Source organism: Phytopseudomonas daroniae, assembly GCF_004327285.1.
In the GTDB taxonomy this organism is placed as follows: Bacteria; Pseudomonadota; Gammaproteobacteria; order Pseudomonadales; family Pseudomonadaceae; genus Aquipseudomonas; species Aquipseudomonas daroniae.
On sequence record NZ_QJUI01000029.1, the window covers coordinates 1 to 26,515 of the forward strand.

Consider the following 26,515-nt stretch of genomic DNA (forward strand, 5'->3'; position numbering starts at 1 on the left):
TGCCCAGGCAATGTGGCTCCATCTTCGCCCATTGGGCGTCGGTGAGTACAAGTCTAGTCATACCCAAAATTTCACCACAGGAAGGCGGGGTAGGGAAAGCTGTATCTCAACAAGCCCTAGGGTCTGTGTCCAGGAGTGGGGCTCCGGCTCGCCCGCAAGCATGCTCCTACGCCGGGGATCGCACGAATACACCCGACAAGGTTTGGCTAATCGCCGGACTTGGCTAAAATGCGCGCCTTTCCAGCTCCGCGCAGACAGATCGTGAACAGACAGCCCGACCAACTTTTCGCCCAGCCACTGGATCAGGTACCGGACTTCGTCTTCAACGAAGACGTGGCCCGGGTGTTCCCGGACATGATCAAGCGCTCGGTACCCGGTTACCCGACCATCGTCGAGAACATCGGCGTGCTGGCCGGCCAGTTCGCTCGACCAGGCAGCCTGCTCTATGACCTGGGCTGTTCGCTGGGCGCCGTCACCCAGGCGCTGCGTCGCCACGTACAGATCGAGGGTTGCAGGGTCATCGCGGTGGACAATTCCGCCGCCATGGTCGAACGCTGTCGCGAATATCTGCACGCCCAGGACGCCATGTTTCAGGAATTGCTGCCGGTCGAGGTTATCGAAGCGGACATTCTCGCCATGGACTGGCAACCCGCCTCCCTGGTGGCGATGAACTTCACTCTGCAGTTCATCGCGCCGGAGAACCGTCTGGAGCTGCTCAGCCGTATTCACCGCACGCTGCTGCCTGGTGGTGCGCTGATTCTGTCGGAGAAGCTGCGCTTCGAAGACGAACAACAGCATGCCTTGCTCACCGATTTGCATGTCGCCTTCAAGCGCGCCAACGGTTACAGCGAGCTGGAAATCGCCCAGAAACGCAGCGCCATCGAAAACGTGATGCTGCCCGATAGCCTCGAACAACACCGCGAACGCCTGCTCGCCGCCGGTTTCAGCAAGGTGGTGCCATGGTTCCAGTGCCTGAACTTCACCTCCCTGGTGGCCCTGCCATGATGCGGCGCATGGATCTCGACGCCCTGCAAGCACAGCTCGCCGGGACGCCGCTGCAGGAATGGAGCGCCGACCTGCCAGGGCAGATCGACGCCAAGCTGGCCATCGGTCATGGCGACCTGCAGCGCTGGTATGACGCTGTCGAGGCGCTACCGCCACTGGACGCCGAGCAGATCGATCTGCTCAAGGACTTCAAGCTCGACGGCCCTCGTGACGAGGCCGCACAGGCCTCCCTGGATAGTGCCCTGCGTGGTCTGATCCCCTGGCGCAAAGGCCCGTTCCATCTGTTCGGTGTACACGTGGACACCGAATGGCGTTCCGACTGGAAATGGCAGCGGGTTTCCCCGCACCTGGATCTGGCCGGCAAGCGCGTACTCGATGTCGGTTGCGGCAATGGCTACTACATGTGGCGGATGCTCGGCGACGGCGCCGAAAGCGTGGTCGGCATCGATCCGAACTGGTTGTTCCTCTGCCAGTTCCTGGCCATGAAACGCTACCTGCCGGACATGCCGGCCTGGCACCTGCCCATCGGTATCGAGGAACTGCCCGCGAAACTGCAAGGCTTCGACACCGTGTTTTCCATGGGCGTGCTGTACCACCGACGCTCACCCATCGACCATCTGCTGGAACTCAAGGACTGCCTGCTCAAGGGTGGCGAACTGGTATTGGAGACTCTGGTGGTGGAAGGCGATGCCAACCAGGTGCTGGTGCCCGAAGATCGTTACGCGCAGATGCGCAACGTGTGGTTCCTGCCCTCGGTACCGGCGTTGGAACTGTGGTTGCGCCGTGCCGGCTTCGTCGACGTGCGCTGTGTGGACGTCAGCATTACCTCGATCGAGGAACAACGCAGCACCGAGTGGATGCGCTTCCAGTCGCTACCGGAATTTCTCGACCCGCTGGATCATCGCCGCACCATCGAAGGCCTACCGGCACCACGCCGCGCGGTGCTGGTCGCGCGCAAGCCCTGAAGAGCAGCTGCAAGCCTCAAACAAAGGTTGAGGCTACATGCCTGCAGCTTTCTCCCGGCATCACAGTGTCGTGTTTATTCGCCGTCACTTTTGCGGCGCCACTCGGCCTGCCGCGCAACGACCACCCTGAGCGGCATCTGCGCTCCGGCGCTTACTCGCTCACGCGCGCTGCCCAAGCGCACCTGACCAAGGTTTTCGAGTGCGAGCAGGCGGCGCATCTTGCGGCGCCAGCTCCAGGCGAAATACCAGTCGCCCAGCCATTGCGGCAGCCCAGGCGGAGTCATACTCGGTGCTTGCCCTTGAGTCGCGTGCTCAGAACCTGCCACATGTTGTTTGTTCGCTGTCATGACAACTCTCCTCAACAACCCTTGATCACCGGTTATCGGCGATGGCTTGCTGACAGATTGAGTTGCGCCTATCGTTAAGACAAACGAGTAATACCTAACAACCAATTAAGAAAATATTAACGTCACCATGAATACAGCCATGCTCGCCGAGCTACCCGCCTCCCTTCCACTATTGGAAAGCGACGTGCTGAAGACCTTTGTCGGGATCGCCGAGAGTGGCAGTTTCACCCGTACCGCCGCACAGGTTTTCCGCACCACCGCGGCCGTCAGCCAACAGATCAAACGCTTGGAAGAAACCCTGGGGCGCACCCTTTTTCTGCGCGAGAGTCGCCGCGTGCGGCTCACCTCGGATGGTGAAATGCTGCTCGGCTACGCCCGGCGCCTGCTCAAGCTCAACGAAGAGGCCGTATCGCACTTTCTGGTTCCGAACCTGGCGGGCACGGTTCGCTTTGGCACGGCCTTCGATATCGGCGTGGGTGCCCTCCCCGAGCTGCTGTCGCAGTTCGCCCTCAGCCATCCGGCAGTTCAGGTCGACGTATCGGTAGGCCGCAGCCGTGAGCTGATCGAACGCCTGGATGAGGGGGAACTCGACCTCACGCTGATCAACACCGGCAACGGTGATGCCGACGACTCCCGTGGCGAAATCATCTGCAGCGAAGCGCTGGTGTGGGCAGGCCGTGATGGCGGACTGGCAATCAAACGCAGCCCGCTGCCGCTGGCCGTAGCAAGCCATGGCTGCGCCTGGCGACGCGCAGCCATGGACGGACTCGATCGCATGGGGCGCAGTTACCGAATCGCCTACTCCAGCGAGCAATGCGCCGGCCAGGAAGCGGCGCTGCTCGCCGATCTGGCCATCGCGGCTTTCCCTGCCAGCCTGGTCAAGCCGCCGCTACGTCGTCTCAACCAGCAGGAGCACGGGCTGCCGCCGCTGGGCGACTATCACATCAAGTTGCTGCGCGGCAGCAACCGTGGCGCAGCCGCCGACGCGCTGGCGGCACAAGTCGCAGTGGCCTACGGCACACGCCGCTAACAGCGCGCGGCGGCGTCCTGGATCAGTTGCTTCATCTCCCGCACTGCATCCTTGAAGCCAACGAACAGAGCGTGGCTGACCAACGCGTGACCGATGTTCAGTTCGTTGATGCCGGAGATCGCCGCCACCGGCTCGACGTTGTGGTAATGCAGGCCATGGCCGGCGTTGACGATCAGCCCGAGCGAGACGCCCAGGGCAACACCTTCGCGGATACGCTGCAGCTCGGCGGCAGCCTCGTGCGGGTCATGAGCATCGGCATAACGACCGGTGTGCAGTTCGATGGCCGGGGCACCGACACGTTTGCTCGCCTCGATCTGCCGCGGATCAGCGTCGATGAACAGCGAGACTTCACTGCCGATAGCAGCCAGGCGCTGTACCGCAGCGGCGATGCGCGCTTCCTGGCCTGCCACGTCCAGGCCACCTTCAGTGGTCAGTTCCTGACGGGTTTCCGGTACCAGGCAGACGTGTTCAGGGCGAATTTCTTCGGCGAAATCGAGCATGAAGTCGGTCACCCCCATCTCGAAGTTCATACGCGTCTGCAGCACTTCCTTGAGCAGGCGCACATCGCGCTCCTGGATATGCCGACGATCTTCGCGCAGGTGCACGGTGATGCCATCGGCACCCGCCTCCTCGGCGTCCAGCGCCGCCTTCACCGGGTCGGGATAACGCGTACCGCGCGCCTGACGCAGGGTGGCGACGTGGTCGATATTCACGCCCAGCAAAACACGATTGGTTTCAGTCACGGATCGGCTCCTTGAGCGTCATGAACAATTCGCGGCTGACCAGCGGTCGGCCACCCAGATGAGGAGCGAGCGCCTGGCGCATCAGACGCTTGGCGGCTGCCAGCGCACCCGGTGCCGTCCAGTCCGCCTCGGCCATGGCCAGCAGCTCGCTGCCGAGAAAGGCGCCCGGCTGCCAATGGCCGATGGGTAGCAGGCCACTGTCGGCCTGCAGCCGGTAAAGCCCGGCGGCGACCACGGGGTCACCCTGCACATCGCTGTCGAGGGCAAAACCATAGCCGAGTTCGTCGAGCAGGCGCCACTCGAAGGCGCGCAACAGCGGCTCCAGCGCTCGCCCCTGGGCCAGCGCCAGTACGGTGACGGCGTACTGCTCGAAAATGACGGGATGAGGGTCTTCCGCTGGCAGCACACGGATCAGCAATTCATTCAGGTAAAGGCCACTGAACAGCGCCTCACCCGTGAGCAGATTGGGAATGCCGGCCGCTTCCAGCCGGCCCACGTTCTTCAGCTCACCGCGCCCGCGGGTTTCCAGTTCGAGAGGAATGAACGGGCGGCCCAGACTACCGGCCTTGCCCCGCGCGCCACGCAACACGGCACGCAAACGCCCCTGGGGTGTGAGGAAATCGACCAGCGCACTGCTTTCACGGTACGCGCGGCTGTGCAGAACATAGGCGGGCTGGCTGAGCGCAAGCATGCTGAATCACCCGCTGTCGGTACCAGCCGCGAGGCGGCGGGATGGCTGTATCAGATAGTGTCGTAACCGAGAGAACGCAGGGCGCGCTCGTCGTCGGACCAACCGCTTTTGACCTTGACCCAGAGGTTGAGCATGACCTTGGTGTCGAACATCGACTCCATGTCCTTGCGCGCGTCCTGACCAATACGCTTGATGCGCTCGCCCTTCTCGCCAATGATGATCTTCTTCTGCCCGTCACGCTCGACCAGGATCAGTGCGTGGATATGCATGATCCGCCCTTCGCGCTTGAACTCCTCGATTTCTACGGTGATCTGGTAAGGCAGCTCGGCGCCCAGCTGACGCATGATCTTCTCGCGCACCAGTTCGGCGGCGAAAAAGCGCCCGGAGCGGTCGGTGATCTGGTCTTCCGGGAAGAAGTGCACACCTTCCGGCAGACGCTCACCGACCAGTTTTTCCAGAGAATCGAGGTTGTGGCCCTGCTGCGCCGACACGGGCACGATCTCGGCATTCGGCAACTGCTCTGCCAGCCACTTCAGGTGCGGCATCAGATCGGCCTTGTCGTCCAGGCGATCAGTCTTGTTGACCGCCAGGATCACCGGCCCCTGCACGTACTGAACACGTTCGAGCACCATCTGGTCTTCGTCGGTCCAGCGGGTACGGTCGACCACGAAGATCACCACGTCGACATCCTTGAGGGCCGACGAAGCGTTCTTGTTCATGTAACGGTTGAGCGCTTTCTCGTTGTTCTTGTGCAGGCCGGGGGTATCGACGTAGATGGCCTGTACGTCACCCTCGGTCTTGATACCGAGCATGTTGTGACGGGTGGTCTGCGGCTTGCGCGAAGTGATCGCCAGCTTCTGGCCGAGAATGTGATTGAGCAACGTCGACTTGCCCACGTTGGGCCGGCCGACGATGGCGACGTAGCCACAGCGTGTTACAGGCGAATCAGTCATTGCCGTTCTCCACACCCAGAGCGATCAGCGCTGCCGTCGCCGCTACCTGTTCGGCGATGCGGCGACTGGCGCCTTGGCCCAGGGTTTTATCATTGAGTAAGTTGACCTGACACTCGACCACGAATGTTCGGCAATGGGGCTCGCCCTGAATATCGACCACCTCGTAACGCGGCAGCTCGCAGGCACGTGACTGCAGGAATTCCTGCAGACGGGTCTTGGGATCCTTGTTGGTATCGACCAGGGTCAGACCGTCCAGCTCGTTGGTCAACCAGGCCAGCACGCGCTCCCGGGCGACGTCCATGCCGGCATCCAGGTAGATGGCGCCGATCAGGGCTTCCAGCGCATCGGCGAGGATCGAATCACGACGGAAACCGCCACTCTTCAGCTCGCCGGAACCCAGACGCAGGTACTCGCCCAGGTCGAAACCGCGGGCCAGTATGGCCAGGGTCTCGCCTTTCACCAGACGCGCACGCAGCCTCGACAGCTGCCCTTCACGGGCCTGGGGAAAGCGCTCGTAGAGCGCTTCACCGGCAACGAAATTGAGGATGGCATCACCGAGAAACTCCAGACGCTCGTTATTGCGCCCGGCGAAGCTACGGTGGGTCAGCGCCAGGATCATCAGATCCTGATCCTTGAAACTGTGCCCGAGCTGGCGCTCGAGGCGGGTCAACGAAACACTCACGGCATACGCACACGGAATTCTTTATCGAAATTAACCACCAGATCGAGGTTCTCGATCAGCGATTCACGTTTTTCATACTTCAGGTGGGCGAGAAACTCATTGTTCTCGATGGTCACCTTCAAGACTTCCTTCAGGTTCAGGTCGCGGATGCTGTTGACCGTCATGCCACGGCTGACGTGGGAATAGAAATCGCCCACGGTTCTGACTTCCTGCAACTTGTCGGTTTCCACCGAGGTGATGATCTTTTCCATCGACATATAGTCGAGGTAATGCGGAATCACCTTGAACGCGGTGCTGGCGAGAAACGCCACCACAGCAAGCACCACCAGCCAACTCACAATAGACAAGCCTTGCTGCGAGCGTGCGAATTTCATGTTTTTCCCCAATATCCAAATAGTTCCAGTCATGCGCATCGGGCGCATGAGAAGACTATAGATAGCTGGCGGCGCCGTATTGAACGGCGCCACAAATATTCATCAGATCAGTGAATGAGCCCGACACGGGAGAAGTTCGGCAGGTGGCTGAACTTCGAATCCGGCCAACTCATCCAGATGGCGAATGCCTTGCCGACAATGTTGCGATCCGGAACCATGCCCAGTACATCCTTGGGAATGCTCGGGTCGTTCCAGTAGCGGCTGTCGTTGGAGTTGTCGCGGTTGTCGCCCATCATGAAGTAGTGCCCTTCAGGAATCGTCCATTCCTTGCCAGGCTCGGCGCGGTAGCGGTTCATTTCCTTGCGGATGCGGTGCTCCACTTCACCCAGACGCTCGCTGTACAGCGTGGCGCTGCCCAGGCTGCCCGGCTCTTCGCCGATCAATTGCTCGGCCACGGCCTCGCCATTGACGAACAGGTGCTTGTCGCTGCTGTAGCGAACATGGTCACCCGGCAGACCGATAACCCGCTTGATGTAATTGACGTTTGGGTCGCTGGGGTAGCGAAACACCATGACGTCGCCACGCTGCGGATCACCCACTTCGATCACCTTGGTGTCCAGTACCGGCAGGCGAATACCGTAGGCGAACTTGTTGACCAGGATGAAATCGCCAACCTCGAGGGTCGGGATCATCGAACCGGACGGGATCTGGAAGGGTTCGACCAGAAAGGAGCGCAACACCAGCACGATGGCCAGCACTGGAAAGAACGACTTGCCGTACTCGACCAGCAACGGCTCCTTGTTCAGCTTCTCGACCACCGCCTCGTCGGCTTGCTCGACCTTGCCCTGATAGCTGGCGATCGCCGCACGCCGCCGGGGCGCCAGGAACACCAGATCGAACAGAGCCAGAGCGCCGCACACGGCGACGGCGATGACCAGCAACAGCGGAAAATTAAATGACATAGGCCTTAACTATCCAACTTGAGTACAGCAAGGAAGGCTTCCTGTGGAATTTCCACGTTACCTACCTGCTTCATGCGCTTCTTACCAGCCTTCTGTTTTTCCAACAGCTTGCGCTTACGGCTTACGTCGCCGCCGTAGCACTTGGCCAGAACGTTCTTTCTCAATGCCTTGACAGTCGTACGCGCCACGATCTGCCCGCCAATGGCGGCCTGGATCGCCACGTCGAACATCTGCCGAGGGATCAGCTCTTTCATCTTCTCGGTCAACTGACGCCCTTTGTAGTGAGCGTTGTCCTTATGCACAATCAGCGCCAGCGCGTCGACCTTATCGCCGTTGATCAATACATCGAGCTTGACCAGGTTGGCCGACTGATAACGGTCGAAATGGTAATCCAGCGAGGCATAGCCACGGCTGGTGGACTTCAGGCGGTCGAAGAAATCGAGCACCACTTCGTTCATGGGCAGATCGTAGCGAACCTGAACCTGGGTGCCGAGGAACTGCATGTCGCGCTGAACGCCACGCTTCTCGATGCACAGGGTGATGACGTTACCCAGGTGCTCCTGCGGCACCAGGATGGTGGCCTGCACGATCGGCTCGCGGAAATCCTCGACCGAGGACACATCCGGCAGTTTGGACGGGTTATCGACGTAGATCGTTTCACCGTTCTTGAGCACGACTTCGAAAATAACGCTCGGCGCGGTGGTGATCAGATCCAGGTCGTACTCGCGCTCCAGGCGCTCCTGAATGATCTCCATGTGCAACATACCGAGGAAGCCGCAGCGGAAGCCGAAGCCCAGGGCATCGGAGCTTTCCGGCAGGTACTGCAGCGACGAGTCGTTGAGGGTCAGCTTCTGCAGTGCATCGCGGAAATCTTCGAAATCGTCGGAGCTGACCGGAAACAGGCCTGCATACACTTGCGGCTGGATACGCTTGAAACCGGGCAGCATTTCGACGTCTGGCGTCGAGTTCAAGGTCAGGGTATCCCCCACCGGCGCGCCGTGAATGTCTTTGATGCTGGCGATGATAAAGCCCACTTCACCGGCCTTGAGGTCGGCGGTGGCGGTGTGTTTCGGGTTGAACACGCCAACGCTGTCGACCAGATGCACCTTGCCGGTGGACTTGACCAGGATCTTGTCGCCCTTCTTCACCCGGCCGTGACGTACACGCACCAGCGAGACGACGCCCAGGTAGTTGTCGAACCAGGAATCGATGATCAGCGCTTGCAACGGCGCCTCGATGTCACCAGTCGGCGCCGGAATCGTATGCACCAGGCGCTCGAGCACCTCATCGACACCCATGCCGCTCTTGGCGCTGCAGGCCACGGCATCGGTGGCGTCGATGCCGATGATCTTCTCGATCTCGTCCTTGACCCGATCCGGATCGGCCTGGGGCAGATCCATCTTGTTCAGCACCGGCATGACTTCCAGGCCCTGCTCGATGGCGGTGTAGCAGTTGGCGACCGATTGCGCCTCCACGCCCTGACCGGCATCGACCACCAGCAACGCGCCCTCGCAGGCGGCCAGCGAGCGGCTCACCTCATAGGTGAAGTCGACGTGGCCGGGCGTGTCGATGAAGTTCAGCTGATAGGTGATACCGTCCTGCGCCTTGTAATACAGGGTGACGCTGTGGGCCTTGATGGTGATGCCGCGCTCACGCTCCAGATCCATGGAATCGAGAACCTGGGCCTCCATCTCACGCGCGGTCAGACCACCGCACATCTGAATGAAACGGTCAGCCAGCGTCGACTTGCCGTGGTCAATGTGGGCAATGATGGAAAAATTGCGGATATGACTCAGGTCACTCACAGGACAACACTCGAAAAGGCCGCAGGCGACTGCCCGCCGAAAATAGCCGCGAAGTTTAACCGAGTGGTTACCCCCACGTCACGTCGGGACAACCGCTTGAACGGGCTATTTACCTGCTTGAGCACTCGCGGAAACAAAAAATCAACGCGAGAAAACTTTCTCGCCTACCAGCGACAGCCCCATGGGCGGCGTCGCAAATAACCGGCCATAAAAAAGGGCGACTCTCATCGCCCTTTTATCACAGCCGACGACAGGTGTTATTCAGCCAGTTTGAAGGTGATGAAACTGGCACGTCCCTGGCGTAGCACGCGCATGGAGACGGAACGGTTTTTCGGCAGCGACTGCGCGACCTCGGTGAAATTCTTCGCCGAACCGATTGCCTGGTTGTTCAGGTGCGTGATCACGTCGCCAGGACGCAGGCCGATCAGGGCAGCAGGGCCGTCCTGTACTTCGCGGATAACGACACCGCCTTTGAGATCCAGGGCCTTCTTCTGCTCACTGGTAAGTTCGCCGACACTGACGCCAAGACGGTTGCTGCTGCGCTCGACGCCCGGCGTAGCGCTTTCGGCGACCTCGTCGCCGTCATCGGCGGGCATGGTGCCAACGGCCAGACTCAGGTTTTTGCGCGCGCCCTCGCGAACGATCTCCAGATTGGCCTTGGTACCCGGTTTCAAGACACCGACAAGGTGAGGCAGATCGGCGGACATGATAATCGGCTTGCCGTCCAGACTGAGAATCACGTCACCCACCTGCAATCCGCCCTTGGCGGCCGGGCCGTCTTCAAGCACCTGGGCGACCAGCGCACCGGCCGGCTTCTCCAGACCGAAGGACTCGGCGAGATCCTTGTTCACTTCCTGGATGACCACACCCAGCCAGCCACGGCTGACCTTGCCGCTGGCCTTCAACTGATCGGCCACATCCATCGCCACGCTCATCGGAATGGCGAAGGACAGCCCCATGAAACCGCCGGAACGGGTGAATATCTGCGAGTTGATGCCGACCACTTCGCCATCCAGGTTAAACAGCGGGCCGCCCGAGTTACCCGGGTTGATCGCGACATCGGTCTGGATGAACGGCACATAACTTTCATTAGGCAGGCTGCGGCCCTTGGCGCTGACGATACCGGCAGTCACCGAGTGATCGAAGCCGAAGGGCGAACCGATGGCCAACACCCACTCACCCACCTTTAGGTTGTCGGAGTTGCCCAGTTTCACGGTGGGCAGATCGTCAGCGTCGACCTTGAGCAGGGCTACATCGCTGCGCGGATCGGTGCCTATCAGTTTGGCTTCCAGCTCGCTGCGGTCGGACAAACGCACGATGATCTCGTCGGCATCGGCGACCACATGGTTGTTGGTCAGGATGTAGCCATCCTTGGAAATGATGAACCCCGAACCCAGCGACTGAGCCTCACGCTGACGACCACCGCCACCTGGTGAGCGGGGCGGTTGAGGAATGTTGCGCTCGAAGAACTCGCGAAACATGGGCGGCAAGCCTTCGAGATCAGGAATGGCGAGACCACCATTGCTGGCGACGGCATTGGGTACTTTCTGCCGGGTACTGATATTGACCACGGCAGGCGAAGCGGCTTCGACCAAAGGCGTGAAGTCCGGCAATTGCGCATGCGCGACAATGGACTGCCCCATCATAAACACCGCGAACAGCGCGGCAGCGTAGGTTTTCAGGCTAGGCATCGACATTACAGTTTCTTCCCCATCCAGAACAAACGAGCCCCCTGCGGGGCCATCGGTAAAACAGAACATGACGATACAGCGGCACCATCGACCTTGATCGTTATCGTCGATCCTTATGGCGTTGCATGCACATCGTCGGTGCGCATCGACATGGCGACACGCTCCGCCGTTCCCAACGGAATCTCTCCCACTACCGTAACCATGACATCTCCATCATCGGTTGTCAGGCGTCGGGAAACAGCCACGGTAGGCCCCAGCTGGCTGCGCGCATCGGCAACCGCCACACCATGCAAGGGCTCGAGGAATACGGAAAAACGCGCCAGGCCGTCATCGTAGATCAGACAATCGACGGTGTCTGCGGAGGCGGGGCTACGTCGCTGAGTCACAGCACTGAGATTGAAGCCAGGCGGCAGCCAATCGGAGTGCCAGAGCTCCGGCTGTTTCTTTTCGGCTTTGATGACGCGCACAGGTGCGCAATCGGCAGAAGGTTGCAGTACCGCAGCGGGCTGGATATTGGCGGTATCCAGTTGAGTGAACTGGAAACGCTCGAGCAACATGCCTTTATCGTTAACCAGTAACGATTTGAGCGGCAAGCCAGTTTCTCGATCCAGATGCAGTTCAACACCATAGCGATGCTGATCACGCGGTAGCAAACCAAGAACCACAGCCGGACGCCCCGCAACGCGGGATTCGCCGGTCACTCGCAGCTCATACCACTCGCCTAATTGCTCGGTATTCAAAGCATGGCTGGGCCACGCCTGGTCATCGACCAACTGAACGGGCAAAGAGCCGCTGGCGCATTGAGCCCGCCCATTGACCCGCAGCACTTCCTGAGGCGCACCATCGAGCCGCAGCAACCGCTCGCGCACGCCACCACCTGGCTCGACCTGACGCCAGATACTGTGGGTGGAAAGGTTGCCGTTGCGTTCGTAAACGAAAATGCCCTGGAAGCTTTGGCTGCTTTCGGCGTTATTCAGCCTCTGCAACCAGTCCTGAGCGTCGGCAGCCATGGCGGGTAGTGCCAAAAAGCTGCCGATCACCAGCGAAACAACGGGAATGAAGCGCATGCGCGTTCTTCTTAACGCTCTTCTACACTCGCAGATCGGGCGAACGGCAGCGCATTCTCTGCGGCACCGGGAGCAGACTGCTGAGCATGCTGACGCAAGTACTCAGGGAGACGCTGCTCATGCCAGCTTTCTCCTCCGGCGGAAACGTTTTCTACACTCGGTTGTTCGTCCGAAGTATTGAAACCCGCCAGAATGGCCGGCCCCTGAGCTTGCGGCAGAGCAATGGACGGTTGATCCTGCTGAGCCAGTTGTGCTCCGGCAACATCGTCCTGATTGTAGAAACGCACACCGGCCAGCACCGCAACGGTTACGGTAGCCGCAACAGCTACGCGTCCCAGGCTACGCCAAGGGCCACGCACGACCTTTTTCTGTTCCTGCGCCACGGGCGTGACATCGTTTTCCAGGGCAGCGGAAACGGCTGCGGCGATGTCCAGCCGCGGCACCAGCAGATCCTTGTGCATCACGGCACGAGCGACCTGGTAACGCGACCAGGTAGCACGCAATTCGGCATCGTCGCTCGCACTGAGCACACGCCGAAATTCAAGTTCATCCGCTTCGTTATCCATCACCGCGGACAGCGATTCCTGCAGGGCTTCACGACTCATAGCGGTTCCTCTCTTGGCTGTCGCCGCTGTCTCAGGCTTCCTGCAACAGCGGTTGCAGGGACTTGTCGATGGCTTCACGCGCCCGAAAGATTCGCGAACGCACGGTGCCAACAGGACATTGCATGACGCTCGCAATGTCTTCGTAACTCAGACCATCAAATTCACGTAACGTTAGCGCGGTTCGCAAATCTTCTGGCAACTGTTGGATGCTCCGATGCACGGTGGCTTCGATTTCATCCCTCAGTAGCGCACGCTCGGGAGACTCGATGTCCTTGAGGGCATGATCGCCGTCGTAGAACTCTGCATCCTCTGCGCTTACATCGTTATCCGGTGGCCGCCGACCGCGCGACACCAGATGATTCTTCGCCGTGTTGATGGCGATTCGATACAGCCATGTATAGAACGCACTGTCACCGCGAAAGTTTCCCAGCGCCCGATAAGCTTTTACGAAAGCTTCTTGGGCTACATCCTGAGCTTCATGGGTGTCGTGCACGAATCGCACGATCAACCCGAGAATCTTGTGCTGGTACTTCAGCACCAACAGATCAAACGCTCGCTTGTCGCCACGTTGAACGCGCTCGACCAGCTGCTGATCCTCTTCCTGGGTTAGCATGAATACTCCTCATTGAGCCCGTAGGAGGTCAGCGTCTGCCAGGATCGGTCTGCGAAAATAGACTCGGGCCATGTGCAAAAGTTCTCCCCCTCCGAACAAGCTTCCCGCAAAACATTTTTGGTTTTGCACGAAACGACGCACCAGGGCATGCCCCTGCTGCGCAAATAGTCTTAGATCGCCTGACTTGCCGAAACGAATCCCGCTGACGCGACCTTCGTTCGCCCGGCCCACCAAACACAGTCCCTCTCCGGGGCGACTCCGCTATAGAACCTTGACTACTAAGAAAGTTCATCCTGGCTATAGCAGAGCATATGAAACTCCAGCACCACTTGCGGTGGACAGCCCTGGGCAGGCACATCGCCAGCCGCCCACGATACACCTTCTGCTCGAGACAACCCACCGGACTGACTATTGTGCCGTTGCCCCCCTCTATATACTAGGGTCTGTTGACGCTTCAGCACGACCGCGCTGCCCCTGCAACTTGCGCTGAAGCGTCAATAGACCCTACCGGTCGCCACTCAGCGGAATATTCGAATAATGAGCCAACATTTCCAGCACGACGTCCTGGTCATCGGCAGCGGCGCCGCCGGCCTGACCCTGGCCCTGACGCTCCCCGAACACCTGAGCATTGCCGTGCTGAGCAAAGGTGAATTGGCCAATGGCTCGACCTATTGGGCTCAGGGTGGCGTGGCGGCCGTGCTGGACGATAGCGACACCGTCGATTCCCATGTGGATGACACACTGAATGCCGGCGGCGGCCTGTGCCGTGAAGACGCCGTGCGCTTCACCGTGGAACACAGCCGCGAAGCCATTCAGTGGCTGATCGACCAAGGGGTGCCCTTCACTCGCGACGATGAACATGATCGCGAGGATGGCGGTTTCGAGTTCCATCTGACCCGCGAGGGCGGTCATAGCCATCGGCGGATCATCCACGCCGCCGATGCGACCGGTGCCGCGATCTTCAACACCCTGCTCGAACGCACGCGTCAGCGCAGCAATGTCGAACTACTCGAACAACGCGTAGCAGTGGATCTGATCACCGAGCGCAAACTCGGCCGCGAGGGGCTGCGCTGTCTGGGTGCCTATGTGCTGGATCGGCGCAGCGGCGAGGTGGACACCCATCACGCACGCTTCGTCATTCTCGCCACGGGTGGCGCGGCCAAAGTCTACCTCTATACCAGCAACCCGGATGGCGCTTGCGGTGACGGCATCGCCATGGCCTGGCGCGCCGGCTGCCGGGTCGGCAATCTGGAGTTCAACCAGTTCCATCCGACCTGCCTGTATCATCCTCAGGCCAAGAGTTTTCTGGTCACCGAGGCGCTGCGTGGCGAAGGCGCCCTGCTGCGCCTGCCCAACGGCGAACGCTTCATGCCACGCTTCGACCCACGCGAGGAGCTGGCACCGCGGGATATCGTCGCCCGCGCCATAGACCATGAAATGAAGCGCCTGGGTGTCGACTGTGTCTATCTGGATATCAGCCACAAGCCGGCGGACTTCGTCAAAAACCACTTCCCCACCGTTTATCAACGCTGCCTGGAATTCGGCATCGATATCACCCGGCAACCGATACCCGTAGTACCTGCGGCGCACTACACCTGCGGCGGCGTGCTCGTCGATCAGGCCGGGCGTAGTGATGTGCCCGGCCTTTATGCCATCGGCGAAACCAGCTTCACCGGGCTGCACGGCGCCAACCGCATGGCCAGCAACTCCCTGCTCGAATGCTTCGTCTATGCGCGATCAGCGGCCGCCGACATCGTTGCCAATCTGAACCAGGTGCAAATGCCTGCCGACCTGCCGTCCTGGGACGCCAGCCAGGTCACCGATTCGGATGAAGACGTGATCATCGCCCACAACTGGGACGAACTGCGGCGCTTCATGTGGGACTACGTCGGCATCGTGCGCACCACCAAGCGCCTGCAGCGTGCGCAACATCGTGTGCGCCTGCTGCTCGACGAAATCGACGAGTTTTATAGCAATTACAAGGTCAGTCGCGATCTGATCGAGCTGCGCAACCTCGCACAGGTAGCCGAACTGATGATTCTTTCGGCCATGGAGCGCAAGGAATCGCGGGGCCTGCATTACACGCTGGATTACCCGGAGCTGCTGACCGAAGCCCGGGACACTATTCTGCGACCCGCCAACGCTGACGACTGAACTTCAAGCGGACACGCAATCGCCGATGCATGTCGCGGGGCATGCCATCAGCCGGGATACACAGGCTGCGTACAGGATACTGGCCAGGCAGGCGGAACCGTACGATGACCAGCCACGGCAGCGCGATGCTATCGGGCAACAGGGTGATAGGCAGCCAGTCACCCTCTTCACGCCGCGCCTGCCACCCCTCGTCATCATGACGCAGACTTCGGAAAGCGCCAGGGCTACTCAGCAGCACGTGCCGAGGCAGCACCCACGCAGCATGGGCAGCGCCTATCAGCAAACCCGCAATCCGCGCCCAGACCGGAATATCCACCAACAGCAGCGTGAACAACGCCAGCGCCAGGGCGCAAAGATAAACCTCCAGCAACCGTCGCGACGGCTGCCAGTGACATTCGAAGCGCTTATTTGGGCTGGACACGATCCAGAATCATGCGAACGATGTAGCGCAAATCCGCATCTTCGGGCTCGCCACGCTGCATGAACCAGCCGAACATGTCCTGATCCTCGCACTCGAGCAGCTTGCGATAGCGGCCGCGATCTTCTTCATTCAGGGTCGCGTACACCTCCCGCACGAAGGGCACCAGCAACACGTCCAGTTCCAGCATGCCGCGCCGGCTATGCCAGAAAAGGCGATTGAGTTCAGTGGCATCGACCATGGGGTTGCTCCTGGAAAAAGGCCGGCAGTATAACAACAGCGGAACGCCACATCAGCGTCAGGGCCAGACATTACCGATATCCTAGTGCCCTCATGCGCTTTTGCCTGTAGCTTGAGGCTCGCCGCTGCTCTTATCATGGCAACCTCATTCTCTGCCTGCGATTCTCTCGACCATGGCCGATAGCGCTTTCTTCTGCCCACTCACCCATGAAGGCATTCTCGCCGTGCGCGGCCCCGATGCCGGGAAATTCCTGCAGGGCCAGATCACCTGCAACATCAACTACCTGGGCGCCAGTGGTTCGAGCCTGGGCGCACGCTGCACGCCGAAGGGGCGCATGCTCTCCAGCTTCCGCATCGTCAGCGTGGCCGAAGGCTTCCTGCTGGCCATGGATAGGCAACTGCTGGAGCCGCAACTGGCCGACCTGCAGAAATACGTGGTGTTCTCCAAAGCCAAGCTCGGCGACGAAAGCGAGGCCTGGGTTCGTTACGGCCTGAGCGGCGGCGAAGCAGCGCTGCAGGCGCTCGGCCTGGAACTCGCCGCAGAAGCTGACAGCGTCGCCACGACCGAGAACCTGCTCGCCATCCGCCTGAGCGACGGGCGTGCCGAGCTGTGGGCACCGGCCGAGCAGGCCGAAGGCATACGCTTGCAACTGAGCGAGCAACTGCCTCAGGCAACGCTCAACGACTGGCTACTGGCGCAGATTCGCGCCGGCATCGGCCAGGTCACCGGCGCAACCCGTGAGCTATTCATCCCACAGATGATCAACCTGCAGGCCGTCGGCGGTGTGAGCTTCAAGAAGGGTTGCTACACCGGGCAGGAAATCGTCGCCCGCATGCAGTACCTGGGCAAGCTCAAGCGCCGACTGTATCGGTTGAGCTGCGCCGCCGATCAACTTCCTCAAGCGGGTACCGAGCTGTTCTCGCCGGTACACCGTAGCGCCGTTGGTGAGGTGGTGCTGGCCGCGTCCAGCGCCGGTGGCGTGGAACTGCTGGCCGTACTGCAGGAAGACGCCGCGAACGATGGGCATATCCACCTCGGTACGCTGGAAGGCCTGCCGCTCGACCTGCTCGAGCTACCGTACACGCTGGATAGCAACCGCGAAATCCAACGCTGACGTACACTGCCTCCGTCCGCCACCACAACGCCATCAACGAGAATTTCATGAGCAAACTCGCCGAGAAAGTCCAGCTGGATCTGATCAGGGCTATCGACAACGATGAACTGGTTCTGCCGACCCTGCCCGAGGTCGCCCTGAAAGTTCGCGAGGCGGCGGAAGATCCGAACATCGGCATCCCGGAACTGAGCAAGGTCATCGGCAATGACGCAGCGCTCACCGCCCGCATCATCAAGGTGGTGAACAGCCCGCTGCTGCGCACCAACCGGGAAATCACCGATCTGCAGATGGCGATCGGCCGTCTCGGCATCAATTACACCTGCAACCTGGCCACTGGTCTGGCCATGGAGCAGATGTTCCAGGCCACCACCGATGTGGTCGACCGCAAGATGCGCGAAGTATGGAACAAGAGCACCGAGATCGCCGGCATCTGCCACGTGCTGAGCCGCCACTACACCCGCCTGATGCCGGATCAGGCGACCCTCGCCGGGCTGGTGCATCAGATCGGTGTGCTGCCGATTCTCACCTACGCAGAAGAGCACAACGAGTTGCTGACCGACTCGATCAGCCTCAACCACGTAATCGAGCAGATTCACCCGATCATCGGCGACAAGATCCTGCGTACCTGGGAGTTCCCGGAAATGATCGCCTGCGTGCCCAGCCAGCACCTGAACTTCAGTCGCGACAGCGCCAAGGTCGATTACGTCGATATCGTCCAGGTGGCCACGCTGCAGAGCTACCTCGGTACGCCGCACCCCTACACGCAACTCGACTGGAGTCAGGTACCGGCGTTCGCCAAGCTCGGTCTCAAACCGGACACGGACATACACGCGGACGAAGACCTGTCCGCCGCCATGGATGCCGCGATGAGCATGCTGCAGTGATTGCCACGGGGTGAGGTTCTTCTCGCCCCGGCTCTGGGCGAGGGCTTGCTAACACTTCTGCGCGCAGAGACATTCAGGCTCTTCTAGTCCGGTTCACCGTGGAACGCCACGCGAACCAGCAAGCCCTGAGGGTTGGCCTGATGCAGGCTGATGGCGGCGCGGTGCGCACGGCAGATCTCGCCGACGATGGCCAACCCCAACCCTGCGCCCAGCCCCTGAACCTGACGCCGATAGAAACGCTCGAAGACCCGTTCTCGATCCGCTTCGGGAATTCCCGGGCCGTCATCCTCGACCTCCAATATTCCCGGTTCCAGCACCCGCAAGACCACATTGCCGCCTGCCTCGGTGTAGGCCATGGCATTGTCGACCAGGTTACACAACAACTCGTTGAGCAGGGTCGGCTCGCCGCGAATCCACACAGGCTGCTCGGCTTCCAATGCCAGGGCGACACCGCGTGAGTGGGCCAGAGGCGCCAGCGCCATGCCCAGTTCACGGGCCAACTGACTGAGATCCAGGCGCAGCGCACCGCCCTCGGCGATCGCACGGGCACCGCTTTCGATACGCGCCAATGACAGCAACTGGTTAGCCAGGTGAGTGAGGCGATCGGCATTCAGCGCCGCGTCCTCCAGCGTCGCATGCCAGACTTCCGGCTGCCGATCACGCAGACCAAGCTCGACCCGCGCTTTTAGAGCGGCCAATGGCGTACGCAACTCGTGGGAGGCGTCGGCGATGAACTGTGACTGGCGTTCGAACAGCCCGCGCAGGCGGTCATTGAACTGATTCAGCGCATTGACCAACGGCCGCAGCTCTCGAGGCATATCGCCGTCGGGCAGCGGGCGCAGATCGTCGCTACTACGCGCCGCTACCGTGCGCCGCAGGCTCTCCAGCGGACGCAAGCCGGCACTCACCGCTAACCAGACCAGCAGCAGCGCACTCATCGACAGCAAACCCATGCGCCAGAACGTGCCGAACAGCAGATCGCGGGTCATGCGCTCGCGGGCGCCCAGGGTTTCCGCCACGCGAATCTCTGCCACACCGCTGTACCCTGGCTCGCTGACCGGCTGCAGAAAGCTGACCACACGTATACCCTGGCCGCGGTATACACCGTCATAGAACTTGGCCAAGGCCGGATAATCATTGGTTCGTGGGGTGTCCGGCGGCGCGGCCGGCAGATCTTCATACCCCGATACCAGCTCACCTTTGGGGCCCAGTACCTGGTAGTAGATACGCCCGGCGCTGTCATAGGCGAAGGTATCGAGGGCGATATAGGGCACGTTGGCGCTCAACATGCCTTCCACGGCATAGAGACCATCGGAAATCGCCCGGGCGGAAGCCAGCAAGGTACGGTCATAGGCCGTGTCAGCGGCATGCCGGGCACTCCAGTAAGCCGTCAGGCTGCTGACCAGCAGAATCACCGTGAACAACACGGCCAGCCGCCGGATCAGTCGACCACGCAGACTACCCGGCCTATCCACCCGTGGCTTCCAGCAGATAACCGAGACCGCGGAAGGTGACGATGCGCACCGAACCGCCTTCGAGTTTCTTGCGCAGGCGATGGACGTAGATCTCGATGGAGTCGGCGCTCGCGTCCTCATCCAGACCGAATACCTGAGAGGCCAGTTGCTCTTTGCTCATGACCCGCCCCGGTCGGGCGATCATCGCCTCGAGCACCGCCTGTTCGCGGGACGTCAGGTTGAGGCTTTCTTCCAGCAGGGTGAAGCGCCGGGTATCCAGGTCATAGACCAGATCGCCACAGCGCAACTGCTGTTCTCCACCGAGCATGCTGCGCCGCAGCAAAGCCTTGACCCGCGCCTCCAGCTCGCTCAGTTCGAACGGCTTGGCCAGGTAATCATCGGCCCCCAGGTTGAGCCCGTGCACCCGATCCTTGACCTCGCCGCGAGCGGTGAGCATCAGCACCGGCACGGTTTTGCCTCGCGCACGCAGACGCGCCAGAACCTCGAAACCGTCCATGCGCGGCAGCCCCACATCGAGGATCGCCAAAGCGTATTCCTCGCTGCTCAGCGCCAGATCCGCAGCCACGCCATCATGCAGAACATCCACGGTCCAACCGGCACTCTTGAGCACCTGGGTAACGCTCGCCGCCAATTGCGGATGATCCTCGACCAGCAGAATTCGCACTGCAACCTCCACACCGAATCATGACTTGACCGCCATGTGTGGCGGGAGTTTACCGCTCGCGCGACAACTTGGCAGTTACGGCGTGCGTTAGGGTCTGTTCCCGTTTCACTCACGGCCGCGCCGATGAAACGGGAACAGACCCTGGCAGGGTATACGCAATAACTTTCACCGCTGAAAGGTTGGTGAAAGGTTGTACTTCTAGGATCACCACCAGGTGGCTCGATCCGCCCATAGAACGATCTGCACAGTGGTGTGCAGTCGTGACAAAAATAACAATGGAGTACCACGCATGCCGACTGCCCCGCGCCAGGCTATCTCATCCTTGAGTCTGCTCAGCCTCGCACTGCCGACCACCCTGCTCGCCCCAATCGCCCAGGCCGCCTTCTTCGAAGACAGCTCCGCCAGCCTGGAAACCCGCAATATCTATTTCAACCGGGATTTCCGCGAAGGGCCTCAGCAGTCCAAGCGTGATGAATGGGCGCAAGGTTTCATCCTCAATCTGCAATCGGGCTTTACCGAAGGCACCGTCGGTTTCGGCGTGGACGCCATCGGCATGCTCGGCATCAAGCTCGACTCCAGCCCGGATCGCACCGGCAGTGGGCTGTTACCGACCCATGACGATGGCCGTGCCGCCGACGAATACTCGAAACTCGGCGTGACCGCCAAGGCGCGCATCTCCAAGACCGAACTGCGTGTCGGCACCCTGATTCCCGAACTGCCGACTCTCAAGCCCAATGACGGCCGCATCCTGCCGCAGGTTTTCGAGGGCGGCCTGCTCACGTCCGGCGAAATCGACGGTCTGGACATCACCGCCGGGCGTCTGAAGAAAGCCATCGACCGTGATTCGACCAACGCCGAAGACCTGGCGCTGAACAACAAGAACCGTCGTTTCGACGGTACTGCCAGCGCCGATCATTTCGACATGGCCGGCTTCGACTACAAGATCAACGACAACCTCACCGGTCGTTACCACTTCGCCCAACTCGACGACGTGTATCGCCAGCACTTCTTCGGCCTGCTCGGCAGCCTGCCGGTCGGCCCTGGCAAGCTGAGTGCCGATCTGCGCGTGGCGATCAGCGATGACCATGGCTCCGCCAAAGGCGGCAAGGTCGATAACCGCGCCTGGAACGGCAGCGTCAGCTACGCTCAGAGCGGCCACAAGTTCACCGTCGCCTACCAGCTCATGAGCGGCGACACGGCTTATCCCTACATCGATGGCAGCGACCCGTTCCTGGTCAACTTCGTGCAGATCAACGACTTCGCCGAAGCCGGGGAACGCTCCTGGCAGGCTCGTTACGACTACGACTTCAAGGCGCTCGGCGTTCCCGGTCTGAGCTTCATGACGCGCTACATCCGCGGCGACAATGCCGAGCTGACGGGTGTGAGTGGCGACGCCAAGGAATGGGAACGCAACATCGAATTGAAGTATGTGGTGCAGAGCGGTGCCTTGAAGGATGTCGGCGTACGCCTGCGTCATGCCAGCTACCGCTCCAGCCTCGACCGACCGGCCAATGATTCGCGCATGCGCGATGCTGATGAGGTTCGCCTGATCGTTAGCTATGCACTGTCCATCTGGTAAGTGCAGAGCTGGTCAAACAATAAAGACTCCAACGGAGAAAACCCGATGAAAACATCCATGCGTACCATCCTGCTGACCGCCTCCTGCCTGCTGGTGGCCGGTCAGGCGCTGGCGGACGAGCCGCGCCGCCCTGAATGCATCGCCCCGGCAGCGCCCGGTGGCGGTTTCGACCTGACCTGCAAACTGGCGCAGAGCGCCCTGGTAGAGAGCAAACTGCTGAAGTCGCCCATGCGGGTGACCTACATGCCGGGTGGCGTCGGCGCGGTCGCCTACAACGCAGTGGTCGCTCAGCGCCCTGCCGATGCGGGCACCATCACGGCCTTCTCCAGCGGTTCGCTGCTCAACCTGGCCCAGGGCAAGTTCGGCCGTTTCGACGAGAACGCGGTGAAGTGGCTGGCCGGTATCGGCACCAGCTACGGTGCCCTGGCGGTACGCAACGACTCTCCGTACAAAACCCTGGATGACCTGGTCAAGGCGCTCAAGGAAAATCCGGGCAAAGTCGTCATCGGTTCCGGCGGTACCGTCGGCAGCCAGGACTGGATGCAGACCGCACTGATCGCCCGCGCTGCCGGTATCGATCCGCGTGAGCTGCGCTACGTGGCGATGGAAGGTGGCGGCGAACTGGCCACCGCACTGCTCGGTGGCCATATCCAGGTCGCCAGTACCGACATCGCCGACTCGGTTCCCCATATCGAAAGCGGCGACATGCGCATCCTCGCGGTGTTCTCCGAAGAACGCCTGCCGGGCGACGTAGTGGCCAGCATCCCGACTGCCAAAGAGCAGGGCTTTGATGTGGTCTGGCCGGTAATCCGTGGTTTCTACCTCGGCCCGAAAGTCAGCGACGAAGCCTACACCTGGTGGAAGAACTCCTTCGACCAACTGCTGGCTTCCGAAGACTTCGCCAAGCTGCGTGAGCAGCGCGAGCTGTATCCGTTCGCCATGACCGGCGACGAACTGGATGGCTACGTGAAGAAGCAAGTTGCTCAGTACAAGGAACTGGCCAAGGAGTTCGGCCTGATCCAGTAACACCCGGTTCCAACCACACACGACTCTTATCATCCCCTGGGCACTGCCCAGGGGATGCTTTTGCCATGGTCAAACGAGGATTTCCTCATGTCTCAACGCATTTTCGGCATGGTGCTGCTGCTGGCCTGTGCCGGTCTGAGCATCGTTGCCTGGGGCTATCACGCGCCCTTCTCCTACGAGCCGGTCGGCCCGCGCGCCTACCCGCTGTTGCTGCTGATCCTCATGGGGCTGGGCGCCGTCTACCTGCTGGTCAAGCCGGCCAGCAACACGTCGCACAGCGATGAGCCGCCACTGGACAGGCACGTGATCCGCAAGGTGGTCAGTTGCGTGGCGATATTCACCCTCTACGCCGCGCTGTTCGAGCCGCTGGGCTTCGTGCCGGCCAGCCTGATCTTCGGTATCGCCATGGCCCGCCTGTATGAAGGCACCTGGAAAGCCAGCGTGATTTCCGGTGTGGCGCTGGCGGTCGGTCTGTACCTGCTGTTCGACAAAATCCTCGACGTACCCCTGCCGCTCGGCATCCTGTCCTCTCTGGAGATCTGATCCGTGGATACCTTTAGCTACCTGGGTCAGGGCTTCGGCGTCGCCCTCAGTCCCTACAACCTGTTCACCGCCCTGTGCGGCACCCTGATCGGCACCATCGTCGGCCTGCTCCCGGGCCTGGGCCCGATCAACGGCGTGGCACTGCTGATTCCCATCGCCTTCGCCCTCGGTCTGCCACCGGAAACCGCACTGATCCTGCTCGCTGCCGTATACCTGGGCTGCGAATACGGCGGCCGTATCTCCTCGATCCTGCTGAACATCCCAGGCGAGGCCTCGGCCGTGATGACCACCCTCGACGGCTACCCGCTGGCGCGTCAGGGCAAGGCGGGCGTAGCGCTGTCGATCTCCGCCTGGAGCTCCTTCGTCGGTGGCCTGATGGCCACCTGCGGCGTGGTGATCTTCGCCCCGCTGCTGGCCAAATGGGCGGTCGCCTTCGGCCCCGCCGAGTACTTCGTGCTGATGGTGTTCGCCATCGTCTGCCTCGCTGGCATGGCCGGCAACAAACCGATGAAGACCGCGATTGCCGCCTGTATCGGCTTGTTCCTGTCCTGTGTCGGCATCGACTCCAACAGTGGCGTGTACCGCTTCACCTTCGGCAGCCTGGGCCTGGCCGACGGTATCCAGTTCGTGGTGCTGGTGCTCGGCCTGTTCTCGGTCAGCGAAATCCTGGTGCTGCTCGAGCGCACCCACCATGGCCAGAAGGCCATCGAAGCCAAGGGCCGCATGCTGTTCAACCTCAAGGAAGGCCTGTCGGTACTGGCCACCAACCTGCGCAGCGGCGCGGTCGGCTTCTTCCTGGGCATCCTGCCGGGCGCCGGTGCAACCCTGGCCAGCGCCGTGGCGTACATGAGCGAAAAACGCCTGGCTACCAAGGACAACAAATTCGGTGAAGGTGACCTGCGTGGCCTGGCCGCTCCGGAAACCGCCAACAGCGCCTCAGCCTGTGGTTCCATGGTGCCGATGCTGACCCTCGGCGTGCCCGGTTCCGGCACCACCGCGGTGATGCTCGGCGCCCTGACGCTGTACAACATCACCCCTGGCCCGCTGCTGTTCCGCGACCAGCCGGATATCGTCTGGGGCCTGATCGCCTCGCTGTTCGTCGCCAACATCATGCTGATCGTGATGAACGTGCCGATGATCAAGATCTTCACCAAGATCCTCGCCGTACCGTACTGGGCCCTGGTGCCGGCCATCGCCATCATCACCTCGATCGGCGTCTACGCCGTGCACGCCACCGCGTTCGACCTGTTCCTGATGATCGGTATCGGCGTTGCCGGCTACATCCTGCGCAAGATGGACTTCCCGCTATCGGCGATCCTGCTGGGCTTCATCCTCGGCGGCTTGATGGAGCAGAATCTGCGGCGCGCCCTGTCGATCTCCAACGGCGAGCTGGGCATCCTGTTCGCCAGCCCGATCACCTGGGCCGTGTGGGCATTGATCGTGGCCATGATCATCCTGCCCATCTACCGCACCTGGCGTAAACGCAGCCAGCGCAAGGCCGAAGCGGCCAATGCCTGATAGCATCGCCCCTCGCGACAACCCGAAACACCTGCGCAACTGGTGGCCCACGCCACTGGTTGGCGCACTCGGTGGTTACCTGGCCAGCCTCATAGGCTGGCCTTTGCCGTGGGTCATCGGTTCGCTGCTGGCCGTCATTGCCCTGCGTTGTTGTGGCGTACTCAGCCGGGAAATGCCCGGCGGGCGGCAAGTCGGCCAATGGCTGATCGCGGCGGGCATCGGCCTGCACTTCACCAGCGAGGTGCTGGAACAGGTGCTGGGCAACCTGGCGATCATCGTCGTCGGCGTGCTCGCCACCCTGGCCCTCAGCGTCATTGGTATCGCCGGACTGCGCCGCTCGGGTGTCGACCGTGCCACGGCCTTCTTCGCCAGCATGCCGGGTGGCGCCAGCGAGATGGTCAATCTGTCGCTGCGCCACGGCGCGCAACCTGCACGTATCGCCGCCGCCCATAGCATGCGCCTGTTGATGGTGATCCTGCTGATTCCGGCACTGTTCACCTGGGGCTTGCCCGCCATGGAACCGCCACCCGCGGTAACGGTGGACTGGTTCTGGCTGGCGACTCTGCTCCCCGCCGGTGCCCTGCTGGCCGTGCTCTGGCGCCGCCTCGGCCAACCCAATCCGTGGATGCTCGGCCCGCTAACGCTGTGCGCTGCAGCCAGTGTGACTTTCGATCTGAATATCGCCACACCGGCGTGGCTCGGCCAAGTCGGCCAATGGCTGATCGGCTGCGCCCTGGGCTGCCACTTCGATCGGGCGTTCTTTCGTAGCGCCCCCGGTTTCCTGGCTCGCGTGCTGCTGTTCACCCTGCTGGCCATGGTGGGTACCGTCCTGCTCGGTTTCGCGCTCGGCTGGCTGGCCGGTATCGGGTCGGTGTCGCTGATGCTCGGCATGATGCCCGGTGGTATCACCGAACTGTGCCTGACCGCCGAGGCACTGCATCTCTCGGTGGCTCTGGTCACAGCACTGCAGGCCTTGCGGCTGTTCATGGTGATGTTTCTGGCCGAACCGCTGTACCGTTTATGGATGCGGCAATCACCGATTCCCTGAACAACAGAGCCCGGTGAATCGCCGGGCTTTTAACTCCTGGTCTTGCCAAATCACACCATGACGCATCCTTGGGTTGCGGAACCATTCGATATCGCGTCGATATCCATCAACCCGCGCTTTCATATCGAGTGAATGAACGCCTCGATTTACGCTTGATACTGGCAGCTTCTTGATCTCGCGGCCTACCGGCCAGCAAATTTCATTGTGCATCCCAAGCTCCGTTTGACCACATCACGTTTATCAGAGGCGATCAACGTTGGCCGTGCGCTCAATCAGCATAAAAAACGCCGGAGATCTCCGGCGTTTTTTCGTTTCTGT

At 61.1% G+C, this 26,515-nt stretch carries 27 protein-coding genes; 11 read left to right on the forward strand and 16 right to left on the reverse strand.

Translation table 11 applies throughout. The annotated features are described in order from the left end of the window. Positions 1 to 228: 228 nt before the first annotated feature. Both cmoA and cmoB read left to right on the forward strand, forming a co-directional pair. Positions 229 to 1,005: a carboxy-S-adenosyl-L-methionine synthase CmoA gene (gene cmoA / locus DNK06_RS22805; RefSeq protein ID WP_165493683.1), complete on the forward strand. Its 777-nt coding sequence runs from the start codon at positions 229 to 231 to the stop codon at positions 1,003 to 1,005. After that, positions 1,002 to 1,970 (forward strand): tRNA 5-methoxyuridine(34)/uridine 5-oxyacetic acid(34) synthase CmoB, encoded by a 969-nt coding sequence (cmoB, locus tag DNK06_RS22810; RefSeq protein ID WP_131182252.1) that lies wholly within the window; start codon positions 1,002 to 1,004, stop codon positions 1,968 to 1,970. Before cmoA ends, cmoB begins: the two co-directional genes overlap by 4 nt. Before the next feature lie 74 nt (positions 1,971 to 2,044). Here cmoB and DNK06_RS22815 read toward each other — a convergent pair whose 3' ends face one another. Then, a complete protein-coding gene (locus DNK06_RS22815; RefSeq protein WP_131182253.1) occupies positions 2,045 to 2,317 on the reverse strand; it encodes a hypothetical protein in 273 nt (90 codons plus the stop codon). 139 nt (positions 2,318 to 2,456) lie between these two features. On the opposite strand from DNK06_RS22815, the gene DNK06_RS22820 reads away from it, so the two are divergent. Continuing rightward, the gene (locus DNK06_RS22820) at positions 2,457 to 3,347 is read left to right on the forward strand and encodes a LysR substrate-binding domain-containing protein (RefSeq protein ID WP_131182254.1); all 891 of its coding nucleotides are present in this window, start codon (positions 2,457 to 2,459) and stop codon (positions 3,345 to 3,347) included. On the opposite strand, the gene pdxJ is transcribed toward DNK06_RS22820, so the two are convergent. The 11 genes from pdxJ to rpoE form a co-directional block, all read right to left on the reverse strand. Beyond that, positions 3,344 to 4,090 carry a pyridoxine 5'-phosphate synthase gene (gene pdxJ, locus DNK06_RS22825; RefSeq protein WP_131182255.1) on the reverse strand — a complete coding sequence of 249 codons (747 nt, stop codon included), beginning with the start codon at positions 4,088 to 4,090 and terminating at the stop codon, positions 3,344 to 3,346. The two genes, DNK06_RS22820 and pdxJ, sit on opposite strands and share 4 nt — an antisense overlap. Then, on the reverse strand, positions 4,083 to 4,781 hold the full coding sequence (gene recO, locus DNK06_RS22830; protein ID WP_131182256.1) for a DNA repair protein RecO: 699 nt from the start codon (positions 4,779 to 4,781) through the stop codon (positions 4,083 to 4,085). Before recO ends, pdxJ begins: the two co-directional genes overlap by 8 nt. A gap of 50 nt (positions 4,782 to 4,831) precedes the next feature. Then, the gene (era, locus tag DNK06_RS22835) at positions 4,832 to 5,734 is read right to left on the reverse strand and encodes a GTPase Era (protein WP_131182257.1); all 903 of its coding nucleotides are present in this window, start codon (positions 5,732 to 5,734) and stop codon (positions 4,832 to 4,834) included. Next, positions 5,727 to 6,416, reverse strand: coding sequence for a ribonuclease III (rnc, locus tag DNK06_RS22840; protein ID WP_042555037.1), 690 nt, complete (start codon positions 6,414 to 6,416; stop codon positions 5,727 to 5,729). Before rnc ends, era begins: the two co-directional genes overlap by 8 nt. After that, entirely contained in the window at positions 6,413 to 6,790 is a 378-nt protein-coding gene (locus DNK06_RS22845; RefSeq protein WP_131182258.1) for a DUF4845 domain-containing protein, read from the reverse strand. The genes rnc and DNK06_RS22845 overlap by 4 nt, the downstream gene beginning before the upstream one ends. A 107-nt stretch (positions 6,791 to 6,897) precedes the next feature. Further along, the gene (gene lepB, locus DNK06_RS22850; protein WP_131182259.1) at positions 6,898 to 7,752 is read right to left on the reverse strand and encodes a signal peptidase I; all 855 of its coding nucleotides are present in this window, start codon (positions 7,750 to 7,752) and stop codon (positions 6,898 to 6,900) included. Between the two features lie 5 nt (positions 7,753 to 7,757). Continuing rightward, positions 7,758 to 9,557 carry a translation elongation factor 4 gene (gene lepA / locus DNK06_RS22855; protein WP_131182260.1) on the reverse strand — a complete coding sequence of 600 codons (1,800 nt, stop codon included), beginning with the start codon at positions 9,555 to 9,557 and terminating at the stop codon, positions 7,758 to 7,760. Between the two features lie 257 nt (positions 9,558 to 9,814). Continuing rightward, positions 9,815 to 11,254 (reverse strand): DegQ family serine endoprotease, encoded by a 1,440-nt coding sequence (locus DNK06_RS22860; protein ID WP_131182261.1) that lies wholly within the window; start codon positions 11,252 to 11,254, stop codon positions 9,815 to 9,817. A gap of 107 nt (positions 11,255 to 11,361) precedes the next feature. Next, positions 11,362 to 12,315 carry a MucB/RseB C-terminal domain-containing protein gene (locus DNK06_RS22865; protein WP_131182262.1) on the reverse strand — a complete coding sequence of 318 codons (954 nt, stop codon included), beginning with the start codon at positions 12,313 to 12,315 and terminating at the stop codon, positions 11,362 to 11,364. A gap of 11 nt (positions 12,316 to 12,326) precedes the next feature. Further along, positions 12,327 to 12,920 (reverse strand): sigma-E factor negative regulatory protein, encoded by a 594-nt coding sequence (locus DNK06_RS22870; RefSeq protein ID WP_131182263.1) that lies wholly within the window; start codon positions 12,918 to 12,920, stop codon positions 12,327 to 12,329. A 31-nt stretch (positions 12,921 to 12,951) separates the two neighbouring features. Further along, positions 12,952 to 13,533 carry an RNA polymerase sigma factor RpoE/AlgU gene (gene rpoE, locus DNK06_RS22875; RefSeq protein WP_013792331.1) on the reverse strand — a complete coding sequence of 194 codons (582 nt, stop codon included), beginning with the start codon at positions 13,531 to 13,533 and terminating at the stop codon, positions 12,952 to 12,954. Positions 13,534 to 14,070: 537 nt separating this feature from the next. On the opposite strand from rpoE, the gene nadB reads away from it, so the two are divergent. Continuing rightward, a complete protein-coding gene (gene nadB, locus DNK06_RS22880; RefSeq protein ID WP_131182264.1) occupies positions 14,071 to 15,687 on the forward strand; it encodes an L-aspartate oxidase in 1,617 nt (538 codons plus the stop codon). On the opposite strand, the gene DNK06_RS22885 is transcribed toward nadB, so the two are convergent. Both DNK06_RS22885 and DNK06_RS22890 read right to left on the reverse strand, forming a co-directional pair. Continuing rightward, positions 15,656 to 16,108, reverse strand: a complete 453-nt coding sequence (locus tag DNK06_RS22885) for a protein YgfX (RefSeq protein ID WP_131182265.1) — start codon at positions 16,106 to 16,108, stop codon at positions 15,656 to 15,658. The genes nadB and DNK06_RS22885 overlap by 32 nt on opposite strands. Continuing rightward, positions 16,092 to 16,346, reverse strand: a complete 255-nt coding sequence (locus tag DNK06_RS22890) for an FAD assembly factor SdhE (RefSeq protein WP_131182266.1) — start codon at positions 16,344 to 16,346, stop codon at positions 16,092 to 16,094. Before DNK06_RS22890 ends, DNK06_RS22885 begins: the two co-directional genes overlap by 17 nt. Before the next feature lie 172 nt (positions 16,347 to 16,518). On the opposite strand from DNK06_RS22890, the gene ygfZ reads away from it, so the two are divergent. Together ygfZ and DNK06_RS22900 are read left to right on the forward strand one after the other, a co-directional pair. Further along, the gene (gene ygfZ / locus DNK06_RS22895; RefSeq protein WP_131182267.1) at positions 16,519 to 17,460 is read left to right on the forward strand and encodes a CAF17-like 4Fe-4S cluster assembly/insertion protein YgfZ; all 942 of its coding nucleotides are present in this window, start codon (positions 16,519 to 16,521) and stop codon (positions 17,458 to 17,460) included. 47 nt (positions 17,461 to 17,507) lie between these two features. After that, a complete protein-coding gene (locus tag DNK06_RS22900) occupies positions 17,508 to 18,344 on the forward strand; it encodes an HDOD domain-containing protein (protein ID WP_131182268.1) in 837 nt (278 codons plus the stop codon). Positions 18,345 to 18,427: 83 nt separating this feature from the next. On the opposite strand, the gene DNK06_RS22905 is transcribed toward DNK06_RS22900, so the two are convergent. Together DNK06_RS22905 and DNK06_RS22910 are read right to left on the reverse strand one after the other, a co-directional pair. Beyond that, a complete protein-coding gene (locus DNK06_RS22905) occupies positions 18,428 to 19,819 on the reverse strand; it encodes a sensor histidine kinase (protein WP_131182269.1) in 1,392 nt (463 codons plus the stop codon). Beyond that, entirely contained in the window at positions 19,812 to 20,483 is a 672-nt protein-coding gene (locus DNK06_RS22910; RefSeq protein ID WP_131182270.1) for a response regulator, read from the reverse strand. Before DNK06_RS22910 ends, DNK06_RS22905 begins: the two co-directional genes overlap by 8 nt. 289 nt (positions 20,484 to 20,772) lie before the next feature. Here DNK06_RS22910 and DNK06_RS22915 point away from each other — a divergent pair, with 289 nt between their 5' ends. From DNK06_RS22915 to DNK06_RS22935, 5 genes are all read left to right on the forward strand, one after another. Next, positions 20,773 to 22,062, forward strand: a complete 1,290-nt coding sequence (locus DNK06_RS22915; protein WP_131182271.1) for an OprD family porin — start codon at positions 20,773 to 20,775, stop codon at positions 22,060 to 22,062. A 45-nt stretch (positions 22,063 to 22,107) separates the two neighbouring features. Beyond that, entirely contained in the window at positions 22,108 to 23,088 is a 981-nt protein-coding gene (locus DNK06_RS22920; RefSeq protein WP_131182272.1) for a Bug family tripartite tricarboxylate transporter substrate binding protein, read from the forward strand. Between the two features lie 87 nt (positions 23,089 to 23,175). Then, positions 23,176 to 23,631 carry a tripartite tricarboxylate transporter TctB family protein gene (locus tag DNK06_RS22925; RefSeq protein ID WP_131182273.1) on the forward strand — a complete coding sequence of 152 codons (456 nt, stop codon included), beginning with the start codon at positions 23,176 to 23,178 and terminating at the stop codon, positions 23,629 to 23,631. 3 nt (positions 23,632 to 23,634) lie between these two features. After that, positions 23,635 to 25,149, forward strand: a complete 1,515-nt coding sequence (locus DNK06_RS22930; RefSeq protein WP_131182274.1) for a tripartite tricarboxylate transporter permease — start codon at positions 23,635 to 23,637, stop codon at positions 25,147 to 25,149. Further along, positions 25,142 to 26,197: an AbrB family transcriptional regulator gene (locus tag DNK06_RS22935; RefSeq protein ID WP_131182275.1), complete on the forward strand. Its 1,056-nt coding sequence runs from the start codon at positions 25,142 to 25,144 to the stop codon at positions 26,195 to 26,197. Before DNK06_RS22930 ends, DNK06_RS22935 begins: the two co-directional genes overlap by 8 nt. The last annotated feature ends 318 nt before the right edge of the window (positions 26,198 to 26,515 follow it).

Bases quoted from the DNA above. Each gene is read 5' to 3' on its own strand.
- DNK06_RS22860 (WP_131182261.1), bottom strand. From the start codon at position 11,254: ATGTCGATGCCTAGCCTGAAAACCTACGCTGCCGCGCTGTTCGCGGTG.
- recO (WP_131182256.1), bottom strand. From the start codon at position 4,781: ATGCTTGCGCTCAGCCAGCCCGCCTATGTTCTGCACAGCCGCGCGTAC.
- DNK06_RS22920 (WP_131182272.1), top strand. From the start codon at position 22,108: ATGAAAACATCCATGCGTACCATCCTGCTGACCGCCTCCTGCCTGCTG.
- DNK06_RS22870 (WP_131182263.1), bottom strand. From the start codon at position 12,920: ATGAGTCGTGAAGCCCTGCAGGAATCGCTGTCCGCGGTGATGGATAAC.
- DNK06_RS22865 (WP_131182262.1), bottom strand. From the start codon at position 12,315: ATGCGCTTCATTCCCGTTGTTTCGCTGGTGATCGGCAGCTTTTTGGCA.
- DNK06_RS22915 (WP_131182271.1), top strand. From the start codon at position 20,773: ATGCCGACTGCCCCGCGCCAGGCTATCTCATCCTTGAGTCTGCTCAGC.
- nadB (WP_131182264.1), top strand. From the start codon at position 14,071: ATGAGCCAACATTTCCAGCACGACGTCCTGGTCATCGGCAGCGGCGCC.
- DNK06_RS22890 (WP_131182266.1), bottom strand. From the start codon at position 16,346: ATGGTCGATGCCACTGAACTCAATCGCCTTTTCTGGCATAGCCGGCGC.
- DNK06_RS22935 (WP_131182275.1), top strand. From the start codon at position 25,142: ATGCCTGATAGCATCGCCCCTCGCGACAACCCGAAACACCTGCGCAAC.
- lepB (WP_131182259.1), bottom strand. From the start codon at position 7,752: ATGTCATTTAATTTTCCGCTGTTGCTGGTCATCGCCGTCGCCGTGTGC.
- DNK06_RS22815 (WP_131182253.1), bottom strand. From the start codon at position 2,317: ATGACAGCGAACAAACAACATGTGGCAGGTTCTGAGCACGCGACTCAA.
- rpoE (WP_013792331.1), bottom strand. From the start codon at position 13,533: ATGCTAACCCAGGAAGAGGATCAGCAGCTGGTCGAGCGCGTTCAACGT.
- era (WP_131182257.1), bottom strand. From the start codon at position 5,734: ATGACTGATTCGCCTGTAACACGCTGTGGCTACGTCGCCATCGTCGGC.
- cmoA (WP_165493683.1), top strand. From the start codon at position 229: ATGCGCGCCTTTCCAGCTCCGCGCAGACAGATCGTGAACAGACAGCCC.
- cmoB (WP_131182252.1), top strand. From the start codon at position 1,002: ATGATGCGGCGCATGGATCTCGACGCCCTGCAAGCACAGCTCGCCGGG.
- DNK06_RS22900 (WP_131182268.1), top strand. From the start codon at position 17,508: ATGAGCAAACTCGCCGAGAAAGTCCAGCTGGATCTGATCAGGGCTATC.
- DNK06_RS22845 (WP_131182258.1), bottom strand. From the start codon at position 6,790: ATGAAATTCGCACGCTCGCAGCAAGGCTTGTCTATTGTGAGTTGGCTG.
- DNK06_RS22925 (WP_131182273.1), top strand. From the start codon at position 23,176: ATGTCTCAACGCATTTTCGGCATGGTGCTGCTGCTGGCCTGTGCCGGT.
- DNK06_RS22820 (WP_131182254.1), top strand. From the start codon at position 2,457: ATGCTCGCCGAGCTACCCGCCTCCCTTCCACTATTGGAAAGCGACGTG.
- ygfZ (WP_131182267.1), top strand. From the start codon at position 16,519: ATGGCCGATAGCGCTTTCTTCTGCCCACTCACCCATGAAGGCATTCTC.